The 26,738-nt window shown below is 51.3% G+C and carries 20 protein-coding genes; 17 read left to right on the forward strand and 3 right to left on the reverse strand.

Going from position 1 to position 26,738, the window contains the following annotated elements; translation table 11 throughout:
- Window positions 1-95: 95 nt before the first annotated feature.
- From ACFQ88_RS37780 to ACFQ88_RS37795, 4 genes are all read left to right on the forward strand, one after another.
- Window positions 96-986, forward strand: a complete 891-nt coding sequence (locus tag ACFQ88_RS37780) for a carbohydrate ABC transporter permease (protein WP_379462910.1) — start codon at window positions 96-98, stop codon at window positions 984-986.
- 92 nt (window positions 987-1,078) lie between these two features.
- Entirely contained in the window at window positions 1,079-1,948 is an 870-nt protein-coding gene (locus tag ACFQ88_RS37785) for a carbohydrate ABC transporter permease (RefSeq protein WP_239635262.1), read from the forward strand.
- 382 nt (window positions 1,949-2,330) lie between these two features.
- Window positions 2,331-4,190: a cache domain-containing sensor histidine kinase gene (locus ACFQ88_RS37790; RefSeq protein ID WP_379462912.1), complete on the forward strand. Its 1,860-nt coding sequence runs from the start codon at window positions 2,331-2,333 to the stop codon at window positions 4,188-4,190.
- Window positions 4,191-4,192: 2 nt separating this feature from the next.
- Window positions 4,193-5,377, forward strand: coding sequence for a response regulator (locus ACFQ88_RS37795; RefSeq protein WP_239631035.1), 1,185 nt, complete (start codon window positions 4,193-4,195; stop codon window positions 5,375-5,377).
- Between the two features lie 577 nt (window positions 5,378-5,954).
- Here the strand turns inward: ACFQ88_RS37795 and ACFQ88_RS37800 are convergent.
- On the reverse strand, window positions 5,955-6,839 hold the full coding sequence (locus tag ACFQ88_RS37800) for a LysR family transcriptional regulator (RefSeq protein WP_379462914.1): 885 nt from the start codon (window positions 6,837-6,839) through the stop codon (window positions 5,955-5,957).
- A 209-nt stretch (window positions 6,840-7,048) separates the two neighbouring features.
- Here ACFQ88_RS37800 and ACFQ88_RS37805 point away from each other — a divergent pair, with 209 nt between their 5' ends.
- The 11 genes from ACFQ88_RS37805 (at window position 7,049) to ACFQ88_RS37855 (ending at window position 21,495) form a co-directional block, all read left to right on the forward strand.
- Window positions 7,049-7,993, forward strand: a complete 945-nt coding sequence (locus tag ACFQ88_RS37805) for a DMT family transporter (protein WP_379462916.1) — start codon at window positions 7,049-7,051, stop codon at window positions 7,991-7,993.
- A 29-nt stretch (window positions 7,994-8,022) separates the two neighbouring features.
- Entirely contained in the window at window positions 8,023-8,763 is a 741-nt protein-coding gene (locus tag ACFQ88_RS37810) for an SDR family NAD(P)-dependent oxidoreductase (protein ID WP_379462918.1), read from the forward strand.
- Between the two features lie 551 nt (window positions 8,764-9,314).
- The gene (locus ACFQ88_RS37815) at window positions 9,315-14,309 is read left to right on the forward strand and encodes an S-layer homology domain-containing protein (protein ID WP_379462920.1); all 4,995 of its coding nucleotides are present in this window, start codon (window positions 9,315-9,317) and stop codon (window positions 14,307-14,309) included.
- Between the two features lie 134 nt (window positions 14,310-14,443).
- Window positions 14,444-15,583 carry a response regulator gene (locus ACFQ88_RS37820; protein ID WP_379462922.1) on the forward strand — a complete coding sequence of 380 codons (1,140 nt, stop codon included), beginning with the start codon at window positions 14,444-14,446 and terminating at the stop codon, window positions 15,581-15,583.
- Window positions 15,584-16,107: 524 nt separating this feature from the next.
- On the forward strand, window positions 16,108-17,445 hold the full coding sequence (locus ACFQ88_RS37825; RefSeq protein ID WP_239631041.1) for a glycosyltransferase family 39 protein: 1,338 nt from the start codon (window positions 16,108-16,110) through the stop codon (window positions 17,443-17,445).
- The gene (locus ACFQ88_RS37830; RefSeq protein ID WP_239631042.1) at window positions 17,405-18,118 is read left to right on the forward strand and encodes a glycosyltransferase family 2 protein; all 714 of its coding nucleotides are present in this window, start codon (window positions 17,405-17,407) and stop codon (window positions 18,116-18,118) included. Before ACFQ88_RS37825 ends, ACFQ88_RS37830 begins: the two co-directional genes overlap by 41 nt.
- Window positions 18,119-18,123: 5 nt before the next feature.
- Window positions 18,124-18,504, forward strand: a complete 381-nt coding sequence (locus ACFQ88_RS37835; RefSeq protein WP_239631043.1) for a DUF2304 domain-containing protein — start codon at window positions 18,124-18,126, stop codon at window positions 18,502-18,504.
- Window positions 18,501-18,857, forward strand: coding sequence for a hypothetical protein (locus tag ACFQ88_RS37840; RefSeq protein ID WP_379462925.1), 357 nt, complete (start codon window positions 18,501-18,503; stop codon window positions 18,855-18,857). Before ACFQ88_RS37835 ends, ACFQ88_RS37840 begins: the two co-directional genes overlap by 4 nt.
- A 7-nt stretch (window positions 18,858-18,864) precedes the next feature.
- A complete protein-coding gene (locus ACFQ88_RS37845) occupies window positions 18,865-19,908 on the forward strand; it encodes a GNAT family N-acetyltransferase (protein WP_379462927.1) in 1,044 nt (347 codons plus the stop codon).
- Window positions 19,909-19,981: 73 nt separating this feature from the next.
- Entirely contained in the window at window positions 19,982-20,644 is a 663-nt protein-coding gene (locus tag ACFQ88_RS37850) for a class I SAM-dependent methyltransferase (RefSeq protein WP_379462929.1), read from the forward strand.
- Entirely contained in the window at window positions 20,641-21,495 is an 855-nt protein-coding gene (locus ACFQ88_RS37855) for a polysaccharide deacetylase family protein (RefSeq protein WP_379462931.1), read from the forward strand. The genes ACFQ88_RS37850 and ACFQ88_RS37855 overlap by 4 nt, the downstream gene beginning before the upstream one ends.
- Window positions 21,496-21,563: 68 nt before the next feature.
- Here the strand turns inward: ACFQ88_RS37855 and ACFQ88_RS37860 are convergent, their stop codons facing one another.
- Window positions 21,564-22,025: a ferritin-like domain-containing protein gene (locus ACFQ88_RS37860; protein ID WP_379462933.1), complete on the reverse strand. Its 462-nt coding sequence runs from the start codon at window positions 22,023-22,025 to the stop codon at window positions 21,564-21,566.
- An 87-nt stretch (window positions 22,026-22,112) separates the two neighbouring features.
- Complete coding sequence (locus tag ACFQ88_RS37865) at window positions 22,113-23,021, reverse strand: AraC family transcriptional regulator (RefSeq protein WP_379462935.1); 909 nt, start codon at window positions 23,019-23,021, stop codon at window positions 22,113-22,115.
- Between the two features lie 168 nt (window positions 23,022-23,189).
- On the opposite strand from ACFQ88_RS37865, the gene ACFQ88_RS37870 reads away from it, so the two are divergent.
- Both ACFQ88_RS37870 and ACFQ88_RS37875 read left to right on the forward strand, forming a co-directional pair.
- A complete protein-coding gene (locus ACFQ88_RS37870) occupies window positions 23,190-25,598 on the forward strand; it encodes a glycosyl hydrolase family 95 catalytic domain-containing protein (RefSeq protein ID WP_379462937.1) in 2,409 nt (802 codons plus the stop codon).
- A gap of 114 nt (window positions 25,599-25,712) precedes the next feature.
- Window positions 25,713-26,153, forward strand: coding sequence for a hypothetical protein (locus tag ACFQ88_RS37875; protein ID WP_379462939.1), 441 nt, complete (start codon window positions 25,713-25,715; stop codon window positions 26,151-26,153).
- Window positions 26,154-26,738: the final 585 nt, after the last annotated feature.

Genomic DNA, 26,738 nt, shown 5'->3' on the forward strand with positions numbered 1-26,738 from the left:
AGGTCCCCTTTTCTCTCCAATAGAAACCGAACGTGATAGTTCATGAGGTTAATGATTTATGCCTCAAGACAGGATAGTGAAGGAGGCTCCATGAAGTGAATGTGTTGAAGGTTCCCGGCAGAACGATTGCCGTCTTTGTGCTGCCATGTCTGCTGCTCTACGTCAGCCTCGTGTTTATCCCCATCCTGGTGTCCATGTACAGCGGACTGTTGGATTGGAACGGGATCGGTGAATCCAAATTCGTCGGTTTGGACAATTTCGTGCAAATTTTTACGGCAGATCCGGTCTTCTGGCCGGCGGTGCGCCGCACCTTGATGTTCGCCGTCTTTTCGATGGTTGAAATCCCCATAGCTCTGTTCGTCGCCGTTTTATTGAACCGTTATATTAGGAAGCCGAACTTTTTCGTCTCCAGCTATTTCTTGCCCGTTATTCTATCGGTAGTTATTATCGGACAATTGTGGAAAACGATTTATAATCCGGCCTCGCTCGGAGGCATGCTAAATCAAATCTTGATTGCGATGGGGTTATCGGATTGGACCAAATCATGGCTCACCGAGCCGTCTATCGCTATTTATGCGCTGTATATCGTAGCTTTGTGGCAGTACTTGGGCTACCACGTTCTGATTCAATTTACCGGCATTCAGAACATTCCTTCCGAAATTTATGAAGCGGCGAAAATCGACGGGGCGGAGGGCTTCACGGCGGATCGCTACATTACGCTCCCGATGGTTGTTCCGATTTTCAAAATATCGATTGTTTTGGCCTTTATCGGCTCCTTGCAGGCGTTTGACATGATCATGGTAATGACCGGCGGAGGACCCGCACACGCAACGGACGTCATTTCGACCCATATGTACAACATGTCGTTCCTTTCCATGAAATACGGCTACGGAAGCGCGCTCGCCACCATCCTCGTAATTTTGTGTTTGGGAGCTACGCTGATCATTAATGCTTTCTTCCGCCGGCTGGAAGCCAAAGTATCTTAGATTCAGGATAAAGGCGGAGCCGTACTTGTTTGAAATCACTTGTACTTACTAATGATAAGGAAAGGAGATAGGAAGCCGATATGAATTCAGCTATGAATGTCACTGCAGGAACATCGGCCGTGCGCACCGCATCGAAGCGGCTGTCTCCGGTCAAATGGATCGTGATTCTGTTTCTCTCCGTGCTGTTCGTCACTCAGCTGTATCCTTTGATATGGTTGTTGACCTATTCTTTAAAAACGAACGAAGAGATTCTTTCGGGCAGCTTCTTTTCACTTCCCAGTGTACCGCAGTGGAGCAATTACAAGGATGCTTACGAAGCGGGCAATTATCTCCGCTATTTGTTTAACAGCTTTTTTGTAACCTCGGTCACGATGATAGCCGTCATCATATTAAGCGCGATGGCCGCTTATGCGATTTCCCGCTTTCGTTGGCGCTATGGCCAGGCCGTTATGCTCGTCTTTCTGATCGGTATGATGATTCCGCTCCAATCGACGCTGCTGCCGCTGATGATTATTTTCAAGCATTTGGGCATCCTTAATACTCACGGTGCGCTCATCCTGCCTTATATCGCCTTCTCCACACCGATTGCGGTGTTCATTTTGAGCGGCTTTTTGAAGTCGATTCCGCATGAGATAGAGGAGTCGGCGATCATGGACGGAGCCAGCGTCTACCGCACGTTCCGGAGCATCATCCTCCCTGTATCGGTTCCGCCGATTATGACCGTGTGCATTTTGACGTTCATTTCGATCTGGAACGAATACATCTTGGCGGCGACGTTCATTTCGTCGGAAAAGCTGAAGACGCTGCCGTTCGGCGTGTACAGCTTCGTCAGCCAATATTCGGTCAATTACGGGGCTATCGGGGCGTTCCTTGTGATGGGGGCGCTGCCGGTAATCATCATTTACTTCCTGCTGTCGGAAAAAATTACGAAGGGCATGGTCGCCGGTGCCGTGAAAGGATAGGCAGTCGATGCTGGAAAGAGTGCAAGCAAAGCATTCCAGTCGGCTGTTGCTTTTTGAAGCCTACAAACGATGTGACCTTGTCAGCGCGAAAATTGCCCGCTTGATTTCAAAAAAAGTTCCATTGTTGGCGGCGAAGCCAGTGGTTATTCCGTCCCCGTCGGCATCTGGTCTGGCAACCAGGAAGCGGCCAGATTGCTGAGGGAAGGCTCCATTTCTCGGGATAGAAGAGGAAGTAGCGGTTAGTGGTGCTGCAGAATGGCTTTGTCTTACCTGCCGCGCGGTGCCCGGCCGACTCTAGCTTACAAATCCTCTGTGACGTCGGAAATCCATATGATATGATGAGCATACAGAAAGGACGCCGCGAAGTGGAAGGAGGGAAGGAATGGCGCGAGGCTTTCATACAATTCATAACCGTCTGTTCCTGCTCTTCCTCTTCGGCATGCTGAGCCTAGTATTGATCGTAAGCGCTGTCTATTACATTAGGACAACCGAGCAGGTACAGAGCAAAATCAGCGACATCGCCCGCAAAAACGTATCGCAGACCGTCGGTCTGTTCGATCTGCTGCTCAAAGGATACGACAGCATGTCCAAGTCGATCAGCGGCAACTTCGATCTTCTGCGATTGCTGGCCGATACGACGCCGAAGGATTCGGCGGTCAAATATATTAATGAGCGCACCATAACGAACACTTTGGGGGCTATCTATTATTCACGTGAGGACCTGATCGGGATTCACGTGATTTCCTATTCCGGTGCGATTTACAGCTACGGCAATTCCATGAATGTGATCGACCCGGAATACATGGATTCGTCCTGGTTCCAGGAGCTGCGCGACTCCACCGGGGAGATGAGATGGCTCGGGGTGTATCCCCGGTCCGTCATCGATCAGCTGGAGAGCCGGCCTGTTTTTGCATACGGCCGGCAGCTGTACGACTTGTCCGAGCATCGGCCTATCGGGATCGTGCTGATCGAATCCAACCCGCAGCCGATCCTCTCGGCGCTGTCGAATTTGAGCTTGGGTCCGCACAGCGAAGTGTACATCGTTTCGCCCGGCGGCCGCATCATCGCTTCGGCGAACAGCGACGTGGAGGCGGCTCCGACGCAGCCGCCTTCACTTGGCGACGTCCCCCGCCCTTCTTATGAAGGGGACGTGGTGGTGGATCAACGCCCCGGCCGGCTGGCGGTGGCGGCGCGGCCGGAGATGGCCGACTGGACCGTCATCAGCCTTACGCCGGATAAAGATTTGAATGTGGAGCTGAACCAGACGAAGCAATTTTTCCTCATCGTCGTCTCGGTGCTGGTTGTAGTGGCGACGGTGCTGGCGACAGCGGTGTCGCGTTCCATTTCTTCACCGCTAAAGCGGCTGATCCGCGAGATGAAGCAGGTGGAAATCGGCAACTTCCGCGGCCTGCTGCATGTAAAATCGTACGAGGAGATCAACATTCTCGTAGCGTCGTTCAACCAGATGGTGAACCGGATGGACGATTTGATCGAGCGGGTGAAGCTTTCATCCATCAGCGAGAAGAACGCGCAGCTGCAGGCGCTGCAGTCCCAGGTGAATCCGCATTTTTTGTATAACACGCTGGATATGATTTACTGGATGCTCGATGAGAAGGAGAACGACCGGCTTGGAAAAGTGGTTCTCTCCCTCTCTCACATGTTCCGGTACAGCAGCCAGTGGGAAGAGGAGTCCGTCGTCACGCTTCGCGAGGAGAAGGAGCAGATGAAGCATTATTTGACGATCATCGGAGTCCGGCTGGAAGGGCGGCTTACGATGGCTATCGATATCGAGGAGCGGTGGCTCGATTTCCGGCTTCCCAAGATGACGCTGCAGCCCGTCATAGAAAATGCGGTTAAGCACGGTCTGGAGCCGCTGGACCGCCCGGGCTTGCTGCAGGTCCGAACGGCATCGACCGGGAAGGAGCTGCAAATCATCATCGAGGATAACGGCTGCGGGATGGAGCCCGAGGCGCTCGCGCGCTTGACAGCCTCCTTGCGCGAGGAGGCGCGGACGGCTTTGCGGGAGCAGGAGAGCACGGACATGACCCGGGCGGTTCCATTTGCGAAGCCGAAGCCGCGCAGAGGCATTGGCCTCGCCAACGTGCACCGTCGCCTTGCGCTGATGTTCGGCGATGCGTATGGCGTGAAAGTATTGAGCGAAGCCGGGCGGGGAACCACGGTCATCATCACGATGCCGTGTACGGAACATCCCGCGCTGCAAGCGGAAGGAGGCCACACGTAACGATGAATATCCTAATCGTAGACGACGAGTCGATTATAGGCGACGGGGTGAAGCGGACCCTTAACGCCCGTTTCCCGTCGTTCCGGGTGCATTTGGCGACAAGTCCGGAGGAAGCGGTACAAGTGCTTCGAAGTCAATCCATCGACGTGGTGCTGACCGATATTCTCATGCCGGGCATGACGGGATTGGAGCTGATGAGCATATCGCGCAAGCGGCATCCGCATGTGAAGTGGGTCGTCATCTCCGCACACTCCGAATTCGCCTATGCTCAAGAAGCGGTTCGGCTGGGGGCGAGAGACTATCTGCTGAAGCCTATCGGCAAGGAGCTGCTGACGGAGTTGATCCGCACGCTGCACGAGGAGGTTCAGAAGGAGACGCAGAGCACCCAGGAGGCGCAGCTGCTGAAGGCGAACCTGAAATATTTGCGCGAAGCGGTGTTTCAGAGATGGGCGTCCGGTCTTGATATAGGCCGCATCGATTTGAAGCCTTTTATCGAGAGTCATCCCCAATTTCATCTGGTCATGGTGAAGATGGAGAGCGACCGCAAGGTCCACCTTGAGCATTTCATCATCGAGAATGTGTTCTCCGAGCTGATAGAGCAATACGGCCAGGGCTTTGTCGTCAGCTACGACAGCCAGAGCCTTCTCGGGCTTATTACGCTGCGCGAGCCATTAAGCCTGGACTCGTTGACGAATGAGCTAAAAACCCATCTGAAAACGTATCTGAAAGTACCGTTTCAGATTATGACGTCGGGCCTCGTCGACGATTTCCGCACGGTGCCCGAGCAGGTGCAGCGGCTGAGGCAGGCTTCGACGACACAGGTCTACGAGCATTACGCCCGCGGCGGCGATACGGCGATTGAAGTCGCGCTGCAGTATATCCGCACGCATTTTCACGCGGACCTGTCACTGGAGAAGGTAGCCTCCATAGTATTTTTGAACCCGGTCTACTTCAGCCAATTGTTCAAGCAGAAGACGGGGCTCGGATTCAAGGAATATGTGATCCAGCTGCGCATGGAGCAGGCGAAGCAGCTGCTGCACAATCCGCAGCTGAAGCTGGCGGACGTAGCCGAGCGAATCGGCTATCAGGACATGCGGCATTTCACGCAAGTGTTCCGCAAGAAATTTTCCATTACGCCGACGGAGTACCGGGGCAGCATTAAGGTTCAGGAGATGCAGGGCCAATAGTAAGACCAGGTGGTATTCCACCGATCGGACCGTGGTTCCGCTATTGGTCGAAAAATCCCGTGAACGGAGCGATGATCGGACCATAGATCCGTTATTCGCTCTGATTTCGAGGTAGTTGAGGGCAAAAACGTCCAATAACGGATCGTGTGTCCGATCGTGCTTGGTAAATGCGCCTTTTGAGGCGATAACGGATCTCCTGTCCGAACAGGTTAGAGTTCACCTTGAGAAAAACGAGACTGCCCCAAAAAGTCATTGAATGATTGGGCAATAGAATTCATTGGATTTCGAGGTCATCGGATGCAAGATTCTATGCGGCAATAAAGCCTGCCTTTCTCTATGAAGCGAGTTATACCTAAGCCAAGCTTTAAGGTCGATTAATGCCTCGCTTGAGGTTTGCCTAATTATAAGAAAGTTGACTTCTGGCCCAGTGGTTTTGACCTGACTAATGAAACATAGAGGCGGTCCCCCAAGCAGATTGAATCTCCTAGGGGACCGCCTCTTATTGTGTCCTGCACATGCAGTTGGCTTCATGCTGCAGCAAGCTCCGTATCTCTGCACGCTGCTTCACCGTTCACAATCACTGAACCATATCTGTGCTCGTCTGCGCGGAGGCGCGCGGCATCAAGTCGATGAGCGCATGCAGAGCGCTGCTGATGAACGAATCTTTCCGCGTAATGAATTCCGTCCTCATATGCCGGATCGATTCCGGAACCTCGTGCGCACGGACGGCTCCTTCCGCGGCGTGCTTGGCGACGACGGTTCGCGGCAGCAGCGAAATGCCGAGTCCCGCGGATACGCCGCCGACGATCGCCTCGAGCGTTCCGAACTCCATAATGACGGATTGCCGGACGCCTTGCCCCTGCATCCATCTCTCCAGTATATCGCGGTAAGAGCAGCCGATGCTGTACACAAGGACCGGCTTCGTGAATGCCTCCTCCAGATCGGCCACCGGCGGTGCGGTTGCGATCACCAGCTCCTCGTCAAACACAGGGATGGATTGCAGCTCGGGATGATCGCACTGCGTTCCGATGAAGGCTCCGTCGAGCTCATACTGCAGCACTTTATCGATCAAAAATTGCGTATGTCCGGTTGCAAGCGACAGCACGACGCTCGGATGCCGTTCGTAGTAGACGGCCAGCAGCTTCGGCTGCCTTACCGCCGCCGCCGTTTGAGTAGAACCGATCCTGAGCGGTCCGCTCGGCTCCGTAGAGGAAGCAAGAGCCCGACTCGCTTCGTCCAGGAGGCCGACGATTTTATCGGCGTACACGAGCAGCGTCTGACCGCTCGACGAGAGCGTCATGCCGCGGTTATGGCGAAGAAAGAGCATCGTGCCCAGATCCGATTCGAGCTGCTGGATTCGTGCGCTCACATTGGATTGGACATAGCCGAGGCGCGCAGCCGCTTTGGTAATCGAGCCCTCGCGGGCAACCGCTTGGAAGATGCGCAAGTCTGTGCTTTCCATTTGAATTCGCCTCCTTCTCATTTGAAATCCGGAATCCATACTACCCATTTCCTTCGTTGGTATCACAAAATATGATATCGAGTATCATTAGTGTTCATTATACATAAAACCAAAGCTCCGTTACAATAGAGTTCATCACGAAGCTCAGAGCAGCAAAACAGAACTACAGAGCAACAGAACTATAGAACAACAGTAACGGAGGGATTCCTATGAGTAGGTTCCGCTATGTCGCGCTGATCCTCTTTACGACCTGTTTAATGGGCCTTGCCTTTCCGGTCGGCAAAATCGGGATGCACTATGCCCCGCCTTTTCTGCTGATGGGCATCCGCTTTGTGCTGGCAGGCAGCGTGCTCGCTCTCATCGTAGCGGGAAGGCCGAGACCCCGCGGCGCAAAGCAATGGCTGCAGGTCTCTGCCATCGGCTTGCTTCAGTCCGCAGGCGTCATGGGCTGCGCTTATTACAGCATGCATTGGATTACGTCCGGCGAATCGTCCATCCTTACCTGTACGAACCCGCTGCTTGTTATCGTGCTCGGCACGATGTTCGCCGGCGCATCGTACCGGTGGCTGCAGTGGCTGGGAGTAGCCGTCGGTTTTATCGGAGTCGCCTTCACGTTCGGCTTTCACTTGAGCCTGCAGCCCGGTACCTTCATCGCGTTTGCAGGGGCGCTCTGCTTCGCCTCCGCTACCATGCTCGTTAAGCGATGGGGCGCCGCCTTCGATATGACCGTGCTCGCGGCTTATCAGATGCTGGCCGGGGGGATTGCGCTTCTTCTATTAAGCGCATGCACGGAGCAGGCCTATTTTACCGTTACCTTAACGTCGGTCATCGTATTGCTATGGCTTGCGGTCATGTGCTCCATCGTCCAATTTTGCGCATGGTATTATTTGCTGAAGAACGGAGATCCGGCCAAGACAAGCGCCTTTCTGTTTCTCGTACCGGTGTTCGGCGTAGTTTCCAGCTGGCTGCTGCTGGGCGAAGAAGTGAAGTGGTATGTGGGCGTAGGCGGTGTGCTCATCTGTGCCGGCATATTCCTGGTTAACCGGGAACGGAACGGGGTATCCAGACCGATTGGAGCTGCCGCTGTAGTAGAGGATAAAAAAATTAACGGTGTGAATGGATCAGGGTATAAAGGAAAGCAGATTAACACATAAACAATTCATTGGATAAAGGAGCGGACAAAATGGAGAAAAAGCATCCTATAGCACTAGTTACCGGCGGAGGAACCGGAATCGGCAGGGCGACGGCTATCGAGCTGGCCCGGAGAGGGGCTGTCGTTGCGGTGAACTACTCGCGTTCCCAGGTCGAAGCGAAGGAAACGGTACAGTTCATCATCGGGGAAGGCGGGCAGGCAATAGCCATACAGGCTGATGTATCCAAAGACGAGGAAGTACGGAGAATGGTGGCCGAAATAGCGGAGCGGTTCGGCGGGCTTGATTACCTCGTCAACAATGCGAGTATTACCAGGCACATTCCTCTCGACGATTTGGACGCAGCAGTGGAGGAAGTATGGGATGAGCTGTATGCCGTCAATGTGAAAGGCATGTTTTACTGCGCGCGGGCGGCGGCGCCGTGGATGAAGCGGAGCGGCAGGGGAGCCATCGTCAATGTCGGCAGCATCGCCGGACTGACCGGCTCGGGCTCCTCGCTCCCCTATGCGGTATCCAAGGCGGCGGTGCACGGGTTGACGAAATCGCTGGCTCGGGCTTTGGCGCCGGAAATCCGAGTGTGCAGCGTGGCGCCCGGAGCCGTAGCGACGAGGTGGTGGGCCGGCCGGGAAGAGCAAATGAGCCGGCTCAGCGGACATTTGCCGCTGCAGCGTATTTCGACGGCTGAGGATATCGCCGGGCTCATCTGTTCCATCCTAGAACAACCGTCGCTTACGGGACAAATTATAACCGCGGATAGCGGGCAAACGATGTAATGGCCAAAGTCGAGCCAATGTCCAGACGCCTTTACGGGTGAACTGCTGGGAGGAGGCACTCACCCAGGGTTAAGGGTTCATGACAAGAACAGACGTAGCCTGTCCCAGGCTGTCGAGAAACCTGTTTTTACTCCAAAAAGTTTAGGATGGAGGGGGTATCCCCCTTACGATGCCAGTTTTCCTAGGGACAGCTCCTACATGACCGCCTTTTTTTCAAAAAGTTTCAGTTGTAGTGTCTCATATCATCTCAAAGATAGTCCCCGCAGAATTACCTAAATCTAGAGTTTCTCTACAAAAACAGACGTTCCTTTAAGGGGCGTCTGTTTCTTTTTACCTGGTTTTTGGCGAGGAATGTCGAATTTGTTCAGATTTTGTTCAGTGCCTCCTACTATAATAGGTACTTATGAACCTAGGTCATTGGGACTACGAATAGGAGGAAGGACGGATAACGAGATTGAAACGACCAGAGCACTGACAAGCAGGCAAGGGAGAACGGTTATATCGAGAGGAGAGGACAGGCAATGGTAAAAAGGCTTCAAAGAAAAAGTATAATGTCATTGGTATTAATGATGCTCATGATCATTAACCTGGTTACGCCAGCGTTAGCGGGCGTCGGAGCAGCCGTGGGCGCGCAGGGCGGCAGCTATTTCACGGATGACGATAATTGGAATGGCGATGCAACCGGCAGCGGAGTACCCGACAGCTCGAACAAAAATATGGATCTTAAAATCGGTAACACTGGCGATAGCAAGTATCCGATTAATTTTAAAATTACAGGAGTCGATAAGCAGCCGCAAAAAGACGTCTATTTGCTAGTACGGGCGCTGGACGTGGATGAGTACGACGGTACTAATGGTACAGGAGAATGGGATCGGGTTTATTTCTCCGACAATCCCGCGGATATTCAATTAGGCGCTCCCTATACGAACTGGCCCTCCAATTTTACTAACGGGGACTACAGAAAAGAGTTTCCGAATTCTGCGTACGTCGGAGCGCTATCGGGAAACAATGACAAATGGAATACGACAGTATTGAATCTTGATCCGAGCAAAATTACGTCGGCTTCAGACTATTACGTCGGTCTGTCGACACATCACTACTATAAAGCCGGCAGCTTCAACGGCGGCTGGATCGTACAAGTCGATTGGGGCCAGCTGATTATTGATGGCGGCAACCGGGAATCCGGTGAAATTACGAAAGGAAGCATCAAGATCGAGAACGGCAAGCTCAAGCTGGATACGGCATTTATTCCGAAAGTGTCCGGAAACTTCGATATGGAAGTCAGCTTGATTAAGCAGGTTCCGAATGGTGACGGAGGTATTGACGAGCAAAATTTGGATACGGAGACCAAGCGCTTTAACGGCAGTACGGCAGGCGTAGAAAAGCCGTGGGCGGGAATTGAGCTCGGTTCGAATTTGAATCCGGCCGATCCTTATTTTGTAAATATCATATTGTTCGATGACCGTGGCGGCAATGCTGCGGACGAACCGAATCCAGGGAAAGCCCAGCATCTGTTCCGAATTTCCACCTTCGATCCTCTGGCAGGCAGCTTCAACAAGCAGGGGCTTCAATATGAGCCTATTGCTTTTACGCCAAATGAATTCGAAACGAACTATTTCAAGGTAAATGGAGAAGCGAACGGGACTCAGCTGCAAAAAGTGAAGATCGTAACGCTTCCAGATGCAAGCAAAGGGAAGCTGGTTATCGATAACGGGACGGATCCGGTAACGGATGTCGCAGCTGGCTTGGAAATAAATAAAGCGGACCTCGGTACGCTGAAATTTATTCCGGCTTCCGGCGAACCAGGCTTCACCGGTTCCGCTTCCTTCAAGTGGAACGGATATGACAGTAAGCAATACGCTTTTATCGATGCCGATATTACGATTAAAGCCAACGCCGCTCCGACCATCGATCCGATTGTGAAGGATGCGAACAAAGGCGTGTCGGTACCATTTACCCAGGCTGAGTTTGCAAACAGCTATGCCGATACGGAAACGGCTCCTTTAAATAAAGTGAAATTCGTAACGCTGCCGGATCCCGACAAGGGCAAGCTTGTTCTTGTAAACGGCGCGAGTGCAACGGATGTCACCCAAGGTCAAGAAATTCCTGCATCCCAGCTCGGACAATTGCAATTCATTCCGAATGCAGGACAGGCCGGAACGGTTACGTTCGATTGGAACGGCTCCGACGGTACGCAGTATGCTCGAACCGGGAAAACGGTCACGATCCAGATCAATAACCCGCCGGTGATTCAATCGATTAGCAAAACGGGACTGACTGGAGCGGTGATTCCTTTTAGTTCGGCTGATTTCGCCTTGGCGCCTTCCTACACGGATTTGGACGCCGACGTCTTGTCGCAGGTGAAGATTACTTTACCGAACAACTTCGATTCGTTAGGCAAGCTGTGGTACACCTCCGTCTCCGGTGCGGTCTATATTTCCCCGGGTACGACGGCAGCCCTCACCAAGGCGCAGCTGGACAGCTTGAAGTTCCATCCATCGCCGGGTTTGCCGAACGGCGGCACTGTAACGTTTGACTGGACCGCTACGGACGGCAAGCAATACTCCGAGAATCCGGCACGAGTGAATATTGCCTATAACGGTGTTCCGGTTGCCCAGCCTATTTCGGTCAGTGCCGAAGAGGGCAGTCAGGAGATCACTATCGTGCTGAAAGGGGCCGACATGGAGTCGGTAACCGGGTTAGTCTACGGAATCAAGTCCCAGCCGGCGAAAGGGACGTTAGAACCGGCAGCAAGCAATAATCCTTACGGGAATACATGGATTTACAAGCCGAATCCGGGATTTACCGGAGAGGACAGCTTTACCTTTACGGTCACGGACTCTGATGGTCAGAAGAGCCAGCCTGCTACCGTAAATATCAAAGTGAACAAAACATTGGACGGCTGGGCAGGCGGCAAGCCGCAGGGTGATACAAGAGCCGTGAAGATCATTCCGGGATATGTGCTGCCTCTGGCTGCGGTAAGCTCGACGGATGCTGCGGAAGTCATCGCGACCGTGAACGGAACGCAGGTTCCACTGACGCTTGCGAACCCGGCTACTTATGCGGCGGACGGATACAAGAAGTGGGAAACGGCCACATTTATTCTTCCTGAAGGAACGGCCAAGGGAGAATATACCGTAAGCTTTGCGGCTAAAGCGGCGGATCAGACGGTCCTGCCTGCAGAGCCTGCAGCAAAGCTTGGTGATAACAAGTTCCTAGTTCCTGGTCCTGCTATCCTGGATTTGCAAGCCAATCCGGACAAGCTGCTCGGAGACGGCAAATCGACCACGGTATTGACCACATCGCTGAAGGATGACAACGGGGTACCGGTAGCTGGTGTCGAAGTTGTGTTCAGCGCGCCGGAAGGAACGGGCTCGTTCGTAGGCTCGGACCGTGCGATCACGGATAGCCAAGGAAATGCATCGGTTACCTTCAAGTCTCAGAAAATTACGGGTACTGCCGAGCAGAAGATCCCGGTCAAAGCCACCGTACTCGATACGCAGAAGGGCCTGAAGGGACAAGATCAGATCGAGATCACATTCCTGCCGCCGACCATTAGCGGCGTTCTTACCAAAGGCGGCACTCACGAGCCGGTTGCAGGAGCTACGGTCCGAGTCACTTTGGATCTGAACGGCGACGGCAAAATCGAGCAAGGTGTAGACTTCGATCAGACGATTGTTACTCAAGCGGACGGCTCTTACTCGCTTCCTGTTCCTGAAGGAGACCGCGAGTACAACCTGGAGTTTACCCAAATGGTTACCATCGGAGGAGTAGAAACCCCGGTAACGTATAGTCAGAAAGCGCAAGTTGGCAAGGCATCGGGCTCCGGAAACGAAAATTTCGATTCCGAGAAAACCGTAACAGGCATCGTTCTTGTGAAAAAGCCGGATGGTAGCTCCAGTCTGTTTGACGGCAGCATGGTATCGAAAATGAAAGTATACCTGAAGGATCCTGCCGGCAATTATATTTCGCAAAGCGAAGACGGCACTCCAACAGGCTTTGAGCTGCAAGGACAAGGCGTGTTCAACGCGAACGGTTTGACTAAGGATACCGTGTACACCTTGGAAATCCGTTTTGAAGTAGCGCCTGGCCAAGAGCTGATTATCCAACGCGGAACGGTTAAAGTGACGGCCGACGGGGAAATGAACATTTCGCAAGAGCTGGTCGATCCATACGGCCACATTACGGACGCTTATACGAAGCAGCCGATTGAAGGCGCTCAAGTCATGCTGTATTATGCCGATACGCAAAGAAACAAAGACAAAGGCTTGGTGCCTGGAACAGGCGTGGTATTGCCAGTATTGGAAGATTTCCCGCCGCACAACAACAAGAGTCCGGAGCAGCTGAGTGACAAGGCGGGCTTCTACGCTTACATGGTTTATCCTGAAACGGACTATTACCTTGTCGTTACGAAGGCTGGATATGAGCAGCAAACAAGTGAAATCATCAGCGTGGAACGCGAGATCGTAAAACGGGATTTTGCCTTGATTCCGCGCAGATCGTCCGGGCATTCTTCCTCCGGAGGAGCGGTTATTCCGGCTAAGCCTGAAGTAACGCTGGCTCTCTCTGTAGACAAAAACCTGATCAAAGAAGGCGATCAAACCACCATTACGGTCGACTACAAAAACTTGTCCTCCACAACGCTGGACAGCGGCGAGATCAAAGTGACGCTTCCGGAAGGAGCGGAGCTGGTCAGTGCCGATGGAGGCACATTGGATGGAAAAACGATCACATGGAAGGTTGCTAATGTGCAGGGCGGACAAGCAGGAAGCTACAAGGTCGTTGTGAAATGGCCGATGCTGACGGCTGCCAATACGGAATTTGAGATTCCGGGGCAATTCGCTGCCAATGGAAATACCGCTGATCCTGTTCAAGCGGATTCCTCGGTTAAGCTGAACGTATTCTCCGATCGCTTCGGAGCGTTGAAGCATCAACGGTACATTCTCGGCTATCCGGACGGACAATTCAAGCCGGACAACTCGCTTACGCGGGCCGAGCTGGCAGCTATCGTTGCCCGTCTGACGGAGAACGATAAGGTGGATGGGCCGCTTTCTTATTCGGACGTGCAAGAACAGCACTGGGCGGCGAATTACGTGAAGATTGCTACGAAGCACGGTTACTTCGGCGGCTTTGAGGACGGAAGCTTCCGTCCGGAAGCGCAGGTGACAAGAGGCGAGCTGGCTTCGGTTATGGCACGCTTCCTGGAATTGAAATCGGGCGCTGCGGGAGAGGCTCATTTCTCGGATGTGCAAGGCCACTGGGCTGCCGATGCGATTGAGGCTCTCTACCGCGGCAAATTCCTCTCCGGTTATCCGGATGGAACGTTCAAGCCGCAGGATCATATCCGCAGGGTCGAAGCGGTAACTATGATCAACCGGATGCTTTATCGCGGTCCGTTGAAAGGAATGCCTGCGCAATTCCCTGACGTGGCGGAGAGCCACTGGGGCTTCGGCGACGTACAGGAAGCGACCGTCTCGCACGAGTCGAGCCGTAATAACGACGGCAGCGAGACGTACAAGAGCAAGATCGAGGATCATGTGCAATAAAACGGAACGCAATGACTGAACCAACCGGCGGTGCATGGAGCCTATCCATGTGCCGCCGGTTTTCTTTTGTAATAAATCCGCCTGCCGATACCGATACACTAAAGAGAAGCTCTAATACAGGGGGATAGGGACGGATGAGGGCGATACTTGTGGACGATGAACATCTTGCTTTGCTGCAGCTCGGCAAGATGCTGACGAATATACAGGGAGTCGATGTCATCGGCTCCTATATGGATCCTGAGCAAGCGATCGAGGCGGCGGGCGGGCTGCAGCCGGATGTGGCATTCCTGGACATCCACATGCCGGGGATCTCTGGATTGACGGCAGCCGAACGGTTGCAGGAAGCTTGCCCGGATATCGAGATCGTATTCATTACCGCTTACGATGAATATGCGATTCAGGCGTTTGAGCTCAGCGCTATGGATTATGTGCTGAAGCCTTTGCAGAAGGACCGGCTGGCGAGAACGGTACAAAGGCTGCATCAGTATGCAGGCGGCAAGAAGGCGCCGGAAGAAGCGCCTGTACTCATCCGGTGCCTGCAATCGCTGCAAATCGAAGTGCCGGGCGCTGGAACGGAGGCTTCCCGGTGGCGTACCGCCAAAGCGCAGGAGCTGTTTGCTTATTTGCTTCATAATAGAGGGCAAGTGGTGCGCAAGGAGGCTCTGTTTGAGCTGCTGTGGCCGGAGCTGGAGCTGAGGAAAGCCACGACGCTGCTGTATACGACGATCTACCAGGTGCGGCAGGACTTGAAGCGAATGGGCGTGGCGATAGAAATCCGCAGCGTCAGCATGAAAGACGGCTATGTTCTGGACGCAGGAGCAACCCGAATCGATGTCGAGGAGTGGGAGCGGGAAATATCCAGGCTGGAGCCTATATCCGCTGCCAACGCGAATGATCATCTGCGTCTGATGGAAGCCTACACGGGCGATTACCTGGCGGATTGCGGCTATTTATGGGCCGAGAATGAGCGGCAGAGACTTCATATGATGTGGCTGCAGCATGCGCAGCGGCTCGGGGAATATTACGACCGGCATCACAGGCTGAGCGAGGCGGTCAATGTGTACCATCGGCTTCAGCTGAAGAATCCGTATTTGGAAGACAGTTATTTCTCATTGATGAAATTATATGACCGGCTGCAGGAGCAGACTGCCGTCGAAGATCAATACAGACGATTGATCCGGGTGCTGGAAGAAGAGATGGATGCGGCTCCTAACGAAACCATCCAACAATGGTATGACCGATGGAGACCGCTTCATCAGCGGTCGCGCGAATAGGAGCATTTTGATTTACAGCGAGCTTGATGAAAAAGGCCAAGCCCTTCCTGAAAGTGGGGCAGCGGCCTTTTTTTTGTGTAAGCTTCAGGTTACGGAGGCGCTGTAGTTCTAAAGGAGGACATATAGTTATATGTATGAAACAGGAAGAGGAACGCCTCGGTTTGAGCCATACAAAACGCCCTTATTTTGCCGGGAGACGGGACACTGGTTTTGCCAAGGTTTCTTTCGGTTGGATGCGTTTACAAAAATAAAAAAAATAAATTCTTAAACCCGATATACGGCAGGAAAACTGTTGAGATGCGTCGAAAAATATAGTTCAAAAACACATAGAAACGCTTTAGAGAAAAAAAGAGGGGTGCTTGATGGAAAGACGGGTTTGGCAGGGGTTATCTTTTAACTTTTACGAGGTGATTATCCAATAGAGCAAACTGCTTCAGAGCGAGGTCAAATTGTGCTCCATATCCAAATTACATTACCGAAAGAAACCGCTTTACACATTATGAAAATTTGGAGTTGTGTAAACAGTGCACCGACTATATTATATATATAATAAGCTCAAAAACCGTGATTTTATATTCACCATTCCGCTCGTTCTTCTGGCTCTTGACAAGATTGTCGGCCACTGCTTGTGGCTGTACCACTCTGGCAAAGGGTTTCCGAAATCGGACGACAGCCAATGGTATCTTGATTATGCAAACGCTTTGATGACGAATTTTTCCATCGGCTTGCATATGAACGACCTGATGTATCTCGGCTACAATATTCTTCTAACGCTTCTTCTGGCCCTATTTAAAGACCCGGTTGCCATAGTTTTTGTTCAGGCGGTAACCGCAGGCTTGAGCGTCATTCTGGTCTTTAAAATCTCAAGAATGCTATTTAATCGCTTGACGGCCATCATAGCTTCTTATTTCTATTACAGTGCCTACGATATTACATTGTGGACAACGTATATCCTTTCGGACAGCTTTTTTATAAGCCTTCTGCTTCTATGCATTTATTTCCTTCTTAAAGTATTCGAATCCAATAAAAAGCTATACAAAGTGCTTTTCGCCTTAACATCACTATACATGGTTGTATTTCGCCCTACCGGCGTCATCACGATCGCCTTCATTATCATCTATATTCTTATCCGCATGCATCACAAAACGATCTTCGGTTTCATCAAGCGCTACCGCTTTGCCCTGGGCGGCGTCGTGACAACGTTAGCGGCAATAGGAGTATATCTGCTGGTTGTCGGCAAGCTCGATCCTTTAATAACATCTTTACAATTTAATGCCAAAATGGTGTTGTATAATATATACGCCAAAGGATGGATTTACGACAAATCGACACCGTACGATCACTACTACAGGCCTGATTATACGATCAACATCTTTAACAGTCTCATCTTGAGCTTCCTGGTTAATAACTGGGATGACGTGTCCATCCTGTACGCCAAACGAGTGCTTGCTTTTATGGGCCGATGGGTATGGACGACCGATCTTACGAGCCTGCTCGGCGTCGTCAAATTTATTAAGGAATCGATGCCGGTTCTATTATTTTTGGCGGGAACGGCTGCAGCTGTTGTCAACGGAGTGTTTCGAAGAGCTTCCGTCATTTGGCTTATCATTCTTGCCGTTTTCGTATTTTGCATATTGCTGTTTATCGACGCTATGTACCGGTACCGCGCGCCGGCCGTCCCTTTCATCGCCATTGCCGCCGCTTATGGGGCGGATCAAATCATTAAGGGAGGCATCGCTCTCATCCGAAGGTACGGGGCGGACAAAATCATCGAGTTGGCTATTATTACCGCAAAAAAACAAACAGGGAAGCTGAGCCGATATGGAAAAAGGAAAAGTATTGATAGTGATTCCGGCTTTTAATGAAGAGAACAACATAACCAAGGTCATCCGGGATATTCGGGAGAGCGTCCAAGGGACCGAATATGACATTTTGGTCATTAACGACTGCTCTCTGGATAACACGTCGACCAATGCACGGCTGACGGATGGGGTTAAGGTTGTCGATCTGCCGTTCAATCTGGGGATCGGGGGCGCGGTGCAAACCGGCTTCAAGTATGCCAACCGGAACGGATACGATTACATGGTGCAGATCGACGGCGACGGTCAGCACATTCCCCGGGAAGTGGAGAAGCTGCTCGATGCCATGACTCGAAGCGGCTGCGACATGGTCATTGGTTCGCGCTTTCTCGATATCAAGTCGTACCGCACGACATGGTCGCGCAGATTGGGCATCAAAGTGTTCTATGTCCTGTTTCGGATGCTTATCAAGACGAAGGTTACCGACAGTACGTCGGGCTTCCGTATTTATAACCGCAGGAGCATCGAATTGTTGAGCCGGTATTATCCCGACGATTATCCCGAGCCGGATGCCATTATCGTACTGAAAAAATACGGCCTGAGCATTTCCGAGGTCGGCGTCGAAATGAGAGAGCGTGAACACGGGGCGTCTTCGATCACCCCGATCAAGAGCCCGTATTATATGGCTAAGGTTATCCTATCCATCCTCTTCTCCTATACAAGGACAAGGTGGTGATAGAGATGGATGGAGGGTATCATTTGTACAGCTTTCAGATTATGGGCATCGTGTTCAGTCTTATTATTATGGTTTCGGTCTTCCTGATGGTCCGGGCAAGAATGATCAAGGAAAAATATTCGTTAGTCTGGTTCCTTATCGGTCTATTCACGCTCTTGATGTCCCTTTTCACGGATCTTATGGATTCATTTTCCGATTTGATCGGTGTCTATTATGCTCCATCGGCGTTTTTTGCGATTCTCATTGCCTGCGCGTTTTTGCTGCTGCTTAATATGAGCGTCAGCATTTCGGGATTGAAGATGCACAACAAAGCTTTGACACAAGAGCTGGGGTTAACCAAGCTCAAGCTGGAGGAACTCGAAAGGAAATTACAAGAGAACAAATGATACTTAAATACATTATGCTGTTTGGCAGCGTGACCATGACGGTTGCCGCACAAACGCTGCTCAAAATCGGCGGCCGGTCGGTTCAATTTGACAATGGGCTGATGGCGATCCTGATCGGCTACTTGACATCGCCGATCATCGTGCTGGGCTTTGCGTTATACGCGTTAGCTGCTTTTGTATGGATTTACTGCCTGTCCCAGTTTGACCTGAGTTATGTTACGTTCGTGTCCAGTATTCAGTACGTTTTGCTTATTCTTGCTTCCATTCTGATTTTCCACGAGCAAATAAGCATGATGAAGTGGGCCGGCTGCATCATCATCATGATCGGCGTCATTATATGGATGAAAGGATAACGAGCTCATGTTCAGGTGTGTTGCCTATACCGAGTCCCTCAAGAAGGAATGGGACCGACTGGCGTTGTCCCGGGGTACGATCTTTCATACCATCGCTTTCCGGCAAATTTTGATCGATTCATTCGGCTACAAGTGCAGATACCATGCCGTCGTCGATAGCGGCAACCGCATTTGCGCGTTACTTCCTCTGGTAGAGGGCCGCAATCTTGGATTGAAAAAAGCAGGTATGGCGCTTCCGTTCGTGAATTACATGGACGTTTGTGCCACCGACGAAGAAGCTTTTAACTATTCTCTGGAATGTTTGGTTCGAATTAAGGACGAGCATCGTCTTGGATATATTGAGCTGCGGCTGAAAGAGCAGAATCTGGAGAGTCCCGATTGGAGCTTGAACCTTCATAATCATACGTTCGTGCTTCCGCTGGAAGAGGACGAGGAGAAGGTGCTGGCGTTATCCACCTCGAGCAACCGGAATCATGTAAGGAAAGCTTATAAGAATAACTGGTTCGAAGCGTCCTTCGATCCCGGACATTTGGAACGTTTTTATAAAGTATATGTCCGAAGAATGAAACAGCTAGGCTCGCCGTCGCCGGATATCCGTTATTTCAAACGGTTTTTCGAGCTGCTGCCCGACAACAGCCATTTGCTGACCGTAATCGACCGGCAAACTGGGGATGTCGTCGGAGGCATGCTGCTTCTGACCAGTCCGGGGGACGGAACGCTCTTTTATCCGTATGGCGCGAACCTGACCGAATACAACAATAAATACTTGAACAATTTCATGTATTGGGAGGCTGTACGGTTCGGGATTCGCAGCGGATTGAAGCGGCTCGATCTCGGCAGGTCGCAGACCGGCTCGGGAACGTATAAATACAAAGGGCAGTGGGGTGCGAAGCCTGAGCAGCTCAAGTATCTCGTCTACGGCGGAGGAAGCGAAGGGGCGGGTGCTCCCGATAAGGAAAGCTTGAGCTTTTTTATTAATCTGTGGAAAGCTGCTCCCGCATTCATAACGAATGAAGCAGGGAAGCGTCTGATCAAATATTTAATGCCATAAAGCAAGCTTAGCCGGATTCAATTCATTTACTAACGGTGTTCTTGACAGTTACACTATCGGAGGATGCAAACTAATGAGCAATTTGAATTGGAAGCAGTACTTTGACAATAAAGCGGAAACGCACGGAGCGTCGGTCAAATCATCCGACTACTTCAATGAGGAAAGCTTCTTCATGCAGCGAGACCACACCTTGCAGTGGCTGGGAGAATGCAAAGGCAAGGAGGTTTTGGATGCAGGCTGCGGCGTAGGTGCCTTCAGCGAGCCGTTGGTGAAGCAAAACAAGGTGTACGGAGTCGACTTTTCCGAAAAGAGCCTGGAGCATGCCGCTGCCCGCGGACTGATTACACAGACCGATGACCTGACGAACCTGCACTTCGAGGACGGCAAGTTCGACGTGGTGCTGTGCATCGGCGTTATCCAGCTGATCGAGCAGTACATGTCCGTAATCCAGGAGCTGGCGCGTGTGACCAAACCGGGCGGTACGCTGCTGATTCAAACGCTCCACAAAGGGTCAATCCAACGGAAAGTGCTCCGGCTGTTCGAGAAAAGCAAAAAATTCGATCAGATGTATGCGCTGGACGAGCTGAAAAGCGTATTCACCCAGTGCGGGTTTGAAGATATCCAGTTTTTGAAAATGTACCATCCATTCAAATTTGTAACCCGCAGCAGCGGAGATGGAAGCTTGTCCAATATGCTATGCACTTCGTTCGCTATAAAAGGAGTCAAGAAACGTTGACGAATTCAGCAGTTGTGAACAATATGCTCACCTTTGATATCGAGGAATGGTTTCATGCCAACTACGACAATGTAATTCCGGACTATAGCAAGGGTTCCAGCTTCCGGGCGCACATGGATACGCTGCTGCAAATGTGCTCGGATGCGGGCTGCAAAGCGACCTTTTTCGTGCTTGGCTGCATCGGGGAGAATTATCCGGACGTCGTTCAGGCGATTGCCCGGGAAGGTCATGATGTGGCCTCCCATGGATACGGACACGAGCTGGCTTATAAACAGACGTTCGACGAGTTCAAGGCGGATGTTAAGAAGTCGGTAGATATATTGGAGAATTTGACCGGAACGAAGGTGCTCGGCTATCGGGCGCCGTCGTGGTCGATCGTCGAAAGCAACCTTCATTACCTCGAAGCGCTTGAGGAGCTGGGGATGAAGTACGATGCGAGTATTTTCCCGGTGAAGACGTTTCTGTACGGTATTCCTACAGCTCCGACGGAGATTCATAAGCCGAAAGTGAACGGACGCGAGCTTGGAATCTACGAGGTGCCTATGTCGGTAATGAACCTGACCGGCAAAAATATGGGGTACTCCGGCGGCTTCTACTTCCGGTTTTTCCCGGAATTTTTCATCAAGCAGGTTATCCGCTCCGCCAACAAGCAGGGCAAAAGCTCCATCGTCTACTTGCACCCGAGAGAGATCGATGCCAACGAGCATAAGCTGAGCCTGCCGCCGAAGGAGCATTTTATCCACTATTACAACGTTCGCGGTACCCGGTCCAAGCTGAACAATATCATGCGCAGCTTCCGGTTTACTTCGATTACGGAGCATTTGAAGCAGCAGCATCAGTTGAACCTATAAAGAAATCCCGACTCCCGAGAACAGACCAGGGCGCCCAGACGGCAAGCCGGCGTTTGCCTCTCCGGGAGTTATTTTTTGTTCTTGGCGTAAAGCCAATTGTAATATCCAGCATGTTTGATTTCGTCAGTCATAATTTCGAACATCCAGTTGCGAAGCTCGGGTGCGATTTGCAAATAGATTTTTCTGTATTTTTCAAAAGCCTTCAGTTCGCCAAGCAGGGCTGTCTCAATGCCATCCACATAACTTGCGGGGAGCGGCTCGGCCTCTCCTTCCTTTACGACAGGCGCTTGGCCGGTTAAATACGTGTACATGCTTCTGAACATTTGCCGATGCTTTCTTTCATCATCCCGGATGGAGCGGATCACGTCCTTCTGCTGCTCTGTCGGGGCAAGCCGGATTAATGCATCATAAAACATCTCGTCGTTTCGTTCGCCTTCGATAGACTCTTGAATCATTTGGATCACTTGTTCGTTATCGCGATAATGCGCCGGGGAATGAAGCCAAGGAGAGGCATAGGATAAGCCGTACATAGTGGGAACACCGCCATTTTTTCTAATTTCAATACTCGTAACAGGGTATTCACCTATAAGCGTTTGGGTGCGGAAGGCTCTAGGCGACTACAGAGGAGACCGGTACTTCTCCTTATACTCGGTCGGCGATAAGCCCGTCATGTTCCGGAACGCTTTGGAAAAATAATGGATCGACGAAAAGCCGTACTTCTCCGCGATTTCCGTTATCGAAGCGTTGGAGAAGCACAAATCCTCAGCAATGTGGTGAAAGGTTAACCTCTTTAAATAATCGTTAGGCGTGTAGCCGGTATCCGTCTTGAACAGATCGTGAAACCGGCTTTTTCCCAGTCCGAGCTCCTTCGCCCACTCGTACAGCATACGCTCGCTCAGCTCCAACGGGCTGGCTTCAATGCGCTCAAGCAGTTTTTTGATGCGGGGATCATAGAGCACCTCCCGTTTCATGGCAAACGTCAGGAAATGATGCAGGAACGTCTGGAAGGCGCCGTTATACTTCAGGGAATCCCAAGGATTGCGGTTGCCGAGCACTTCAGGCGGCGGGGTGAGCGAGTTGTAGTAGGAAACCCATAACGGGATGTTGTTGATTTTCGTTACCTCTTGAAGCGCCAGGTCAGGTGGCGGGGCCAGCAATTCCTTCCGACATGAATCAGCGCCGTGAAAATAATCCCTCTGATACTTAAAATCCGGCCGGTCTACGTATTTCCAATCGAAATAAGCGCAGCGATGCACCATCGGATCCTGCTCATCCGACCTCCATCGGTGCACAGCGCCCGCTGGAATATATACCAATGATCCCGGGCGCAGCGAGTATTCCTGATCTTTTAAGAGAAGGGTACCCGAGCCCGATTCCACAAGAACGAGGGCATTGGCATAACAAATGCGAAGCGGGCATTGTTCTCCGGAGCCGAACACGTATTTTTGGGCGAAGAGCAGCAGTGGGTTAATGTCCGAATACTGGGTCAAATAGTCGACGCGAAAACGATAGATTGGAATTTTCATCCCTATATCCACTCCTCAATTCCGATTACATTGATATCTGCCATTATTATATTGGAAAAAAGGATAAATCGAAATGGTTTATTGCAAAGACCGCCCGAAATCAGCGGACTATAATGAAAAGGCAATCATTTGACAGCGGAGCACAGGGTCCGTAAGGAGGCAAGAGGGATGAATAACGCGAACAAGCTTATATTAAAATACCCTGCATCATGGTGGAAAAATATGTGGAGAGAAGGGCTCCCGTCCGGTAACGGAGAGATTGGGGCGTCTGTCTATGGCGCGGTGAAAGAAGAAACGGTCATGATCACGAACGAGGATTTGTGGCATTGGGGACACAAGGATACGGTGCCGGATGTGCGTCATACGCTCGCAGAGACACGAAAGCTCATGACGGAGGAAAAGTACCTTGAAGCCAGCTGGAATTTGACCAACTCGCTCAAGGAGAACGGCTACAATACCCGATTGGCTGCAAGGTTCCCAGTTGCCGATTTGAAGCTGATCATGCCTTGCGAGAACGCGTTTAAAGCTTATCGCAGAACTCTAAATATGGAGACCGGAGAAGTATCGGTGACATGGAAGGACGGCGGCGCTGCCTATGAGCGGCAATTGTTCGTTTCCCGGGCCGACCACGCGATTATATATGAAGTGAGATCGGACGGAGCTCCAATTCAAGGCGAATTTCGCCTGGCGTTTCATGCTACGGATAGCCCCCGTCTGGCCGATAAATGCAAGGAACTGGAGGATACGGTCCAGATTCGGTCCGAGGATGACTTTATTTACTATGCCGCACAAAATGATGACGGGACGGACTTCGGCGTCGTATTGAGAGTTATTCCTACTGGTGGGCGACAGACGGTTTCAGGGAATGGAATTCGTGTTGAGCAAGCTTCCAAGGTGCTTGTCATGGCCAAAGTGTTCGTCAAAGGGGAGCGGGAAGCCGCTTGGAGAAGGCTGAAGCAAGAGCTTGCAGAGTTAAATGCGGACTACAATGCATTGTTGGCTGCTCATGTCCGGCTGCACGGCCGGTTGTTTCATACCGTTAATCTTCAGCTGGGTGAAGAACGGGCAGACAACGGCCACAAGACGAATGAAGAGCTGCTGCTGGATGCATATGACGGAGAGGCGCCGACCGAGCTTATCCGCAAAATGTGGGCGTATGGCCGCTATTTGTTCATCTCCGGTACGCGGCCGGAAGGTTATCCGTTCGGTATGTACGGCCTCTGGGGCGGGGATTACCGCCTGACCTGGTGCCACAACATGGCTAACGAGAACGTGCAGATGATGTACTGGCATGCACCTGCAGGAGGACTGGCAGAGCTTATGCCTGCGCTCATTCGTTATTACGACAGCATGATGGACGATTTCAGAGACAATGCGGCGAAGCTATACGGCTGCCGGGGGATTTATATTCCTGCAGGATCTACGCCTGGTATCGGGGTGCCGAACCAGATCGTGCCGGTCATTATGAACTGGACGAGCGCTGCCGGTTGGCTGGCAAGGCATTATTACGAATATTATTTGTACACCGGCGACCGTTCATTCCTGCTTGATAAAGTGCTGCCGTTTATGAAAGAGGTCGCGCTGTTTTACGAGGACTTCCTTGTGGTCGGTGACGATGGGATGTACAACTACTATCCGTCCGTTTCGCCGGAAAATACGCCGCAAAACTTCATGCCAACAGACGGAAGGCCTCTGGCGCATCCTATGCCTACGACCATCAACGCCACTATGGACTTCGCTGTGATGAAGGAGCTGTTGACGCATTTGGTCCAAGGAAGCCGCGAAGCGGGCATGAACGGTGAAGAGATTCCGAAGTGGGAAAGTATGCTTGGCCGCATTCCTTCGTATCAGATCAATGAAGACGGAGCAATAAGGGAATGGATGCATGAAACGTTCGACGACAGGTACGACCATCGGCACTTGTCTCACATTTACCCGATTTTCCCCGGCCAGGAATTTACGAGGGAAGAGCAGCCCGAAGTGTTCGAAGCATTCGAGACGGCGGTCAAGAAGCGCTTGATAGGGGCCCAAAGCGGCTGGTCGCTCGTGCATATGGCGGCCATTTATGCGAGACTGGGCGACGGCAATAAGGCGCTGGAATGTCTGGATATTTTGTCGAGATCCTGCTTGCTGAATAACTTTTTCACGCTGCACAACGACTGGCGCAATATGGGAGTTTGCATGAACATGACGGAGGCCCCGATCCAGATGGATGCCAATATGGGCTGGGTTAATGCCGTGCAAGAAATGCTTCTCTATGTATCGCCTAATATGGTAAAGCTGCTTCCGGCTCTCCCGGACAAGTGGAGCAAAGGGAAGGTATCGGGTCTCGCTATGTGTACGGGCTCCGTATCCATGGACTGGGACCGGAATGAGGGCAGCTTCCATGCAGAGCTCATAGCTCAGCGGACAACGGAGATCGTTATTAAGCTGCCGTCCGAATTCGAATCTTATACATTAAGCGGTGAAGAGGTTAGTATCGCACCTTCCCATTTGGGTGCCAATTGTTACGATGTTCGCATGAAGCCTGGTCAGATCTTGCAAATCAGCGGCAAAACTATGGCCGTGGTTGGATAAAGATTGTATTAAATTCCTATGAAAAGCATTGAAATACCTCTCCTAGATTACTATAATGTACAGGGTAATTATTCAAATTATTCCATATTATTCTAGTGACTAGGAGAGTGTATGATGAAAAAGCTGCTTATATTGACGACGGCTCTAGCTTTGAGCGCCGTTCCGGCCACTGGTTTTGCTCAGGCAAACACTTACGCGGCGGGGAATCCGGTAAACGGTTCCGGACAAATTACTATATTGGAGCTAATGCTGAATCGAAGCGGAACGCTGCCGTCGAACGGGGAAAAGGAATACACCTTTTCTTATGATCCTTCCTATGGAAGTACGATCCGATACTACCTTGAAGATACGAATCACAAAGGAATGTCCATTTATATTTATAACTCCAGCAACAGGCTGGTAGCTTCGGGTCATACCGGCGCGAGCAACAATTGGCAATTTTTGAATACGTTCTCGCCCGCTCAAGTGTACGATGATTTTACTGTTACTATTGTATCGGATAACGGGAATGGCGGGACTGACTACGGATACAATGTGGCGGTGCGGGCTTATTAGAAGAAGGGAAGGGACTGTGAAGACAGTCCCCTTTTTAGTTGAGATTAAGTCCGTTAAAAGTTTTGCTTGCATTCCAAGTGCAGATCATGGTATATTGCAAATCCGGCGTTGCGAGAGCGGCAATGGAGACTAGTAAGCAGGACGGCTTTTCTGAGCATGCGGGACATCCCTTGAATGGAAAAAAAGAAATGCTTGCATGGATAAATGCAATGTGGTATATTACAAATCCGGCGCCGCGATAAGCGACGTTGGAATCGAGAACATCAAGCAGGACGGCTTTTCTGAGCATGCGGGACATCCCTTGAATGGAAAAAAAGAAATGCTTGCATGGACGAATGCAATGTGATATATTACAAAACGCTGCTGCGAAAGCTGCATGCGAGGTTCGAAGGCAAGCAAGATGATTGAAAAAAAAGCTTGCAAAGAATCGACAAGATGTGCTATATTACATTCTTGTCCGCTACTGAAGCGGATGAGGGAAAAAGAAACGATTGTCCTTTGAAAACTGAACAACGAGTGAGTGTTAAAATAGAGAATGCAAATTCTCGCTAGCATTGAATTTTGAGCTTAAGACAAGCTCTGTTA

This window comes from Paenibacillus sp. NPDC056579, assembly GCF_042793215.1.
GTDB lineage: Bacteria > Bacillota > Bacilli > Paenibacillales > NBRC-103111 > Paenibacillus_S.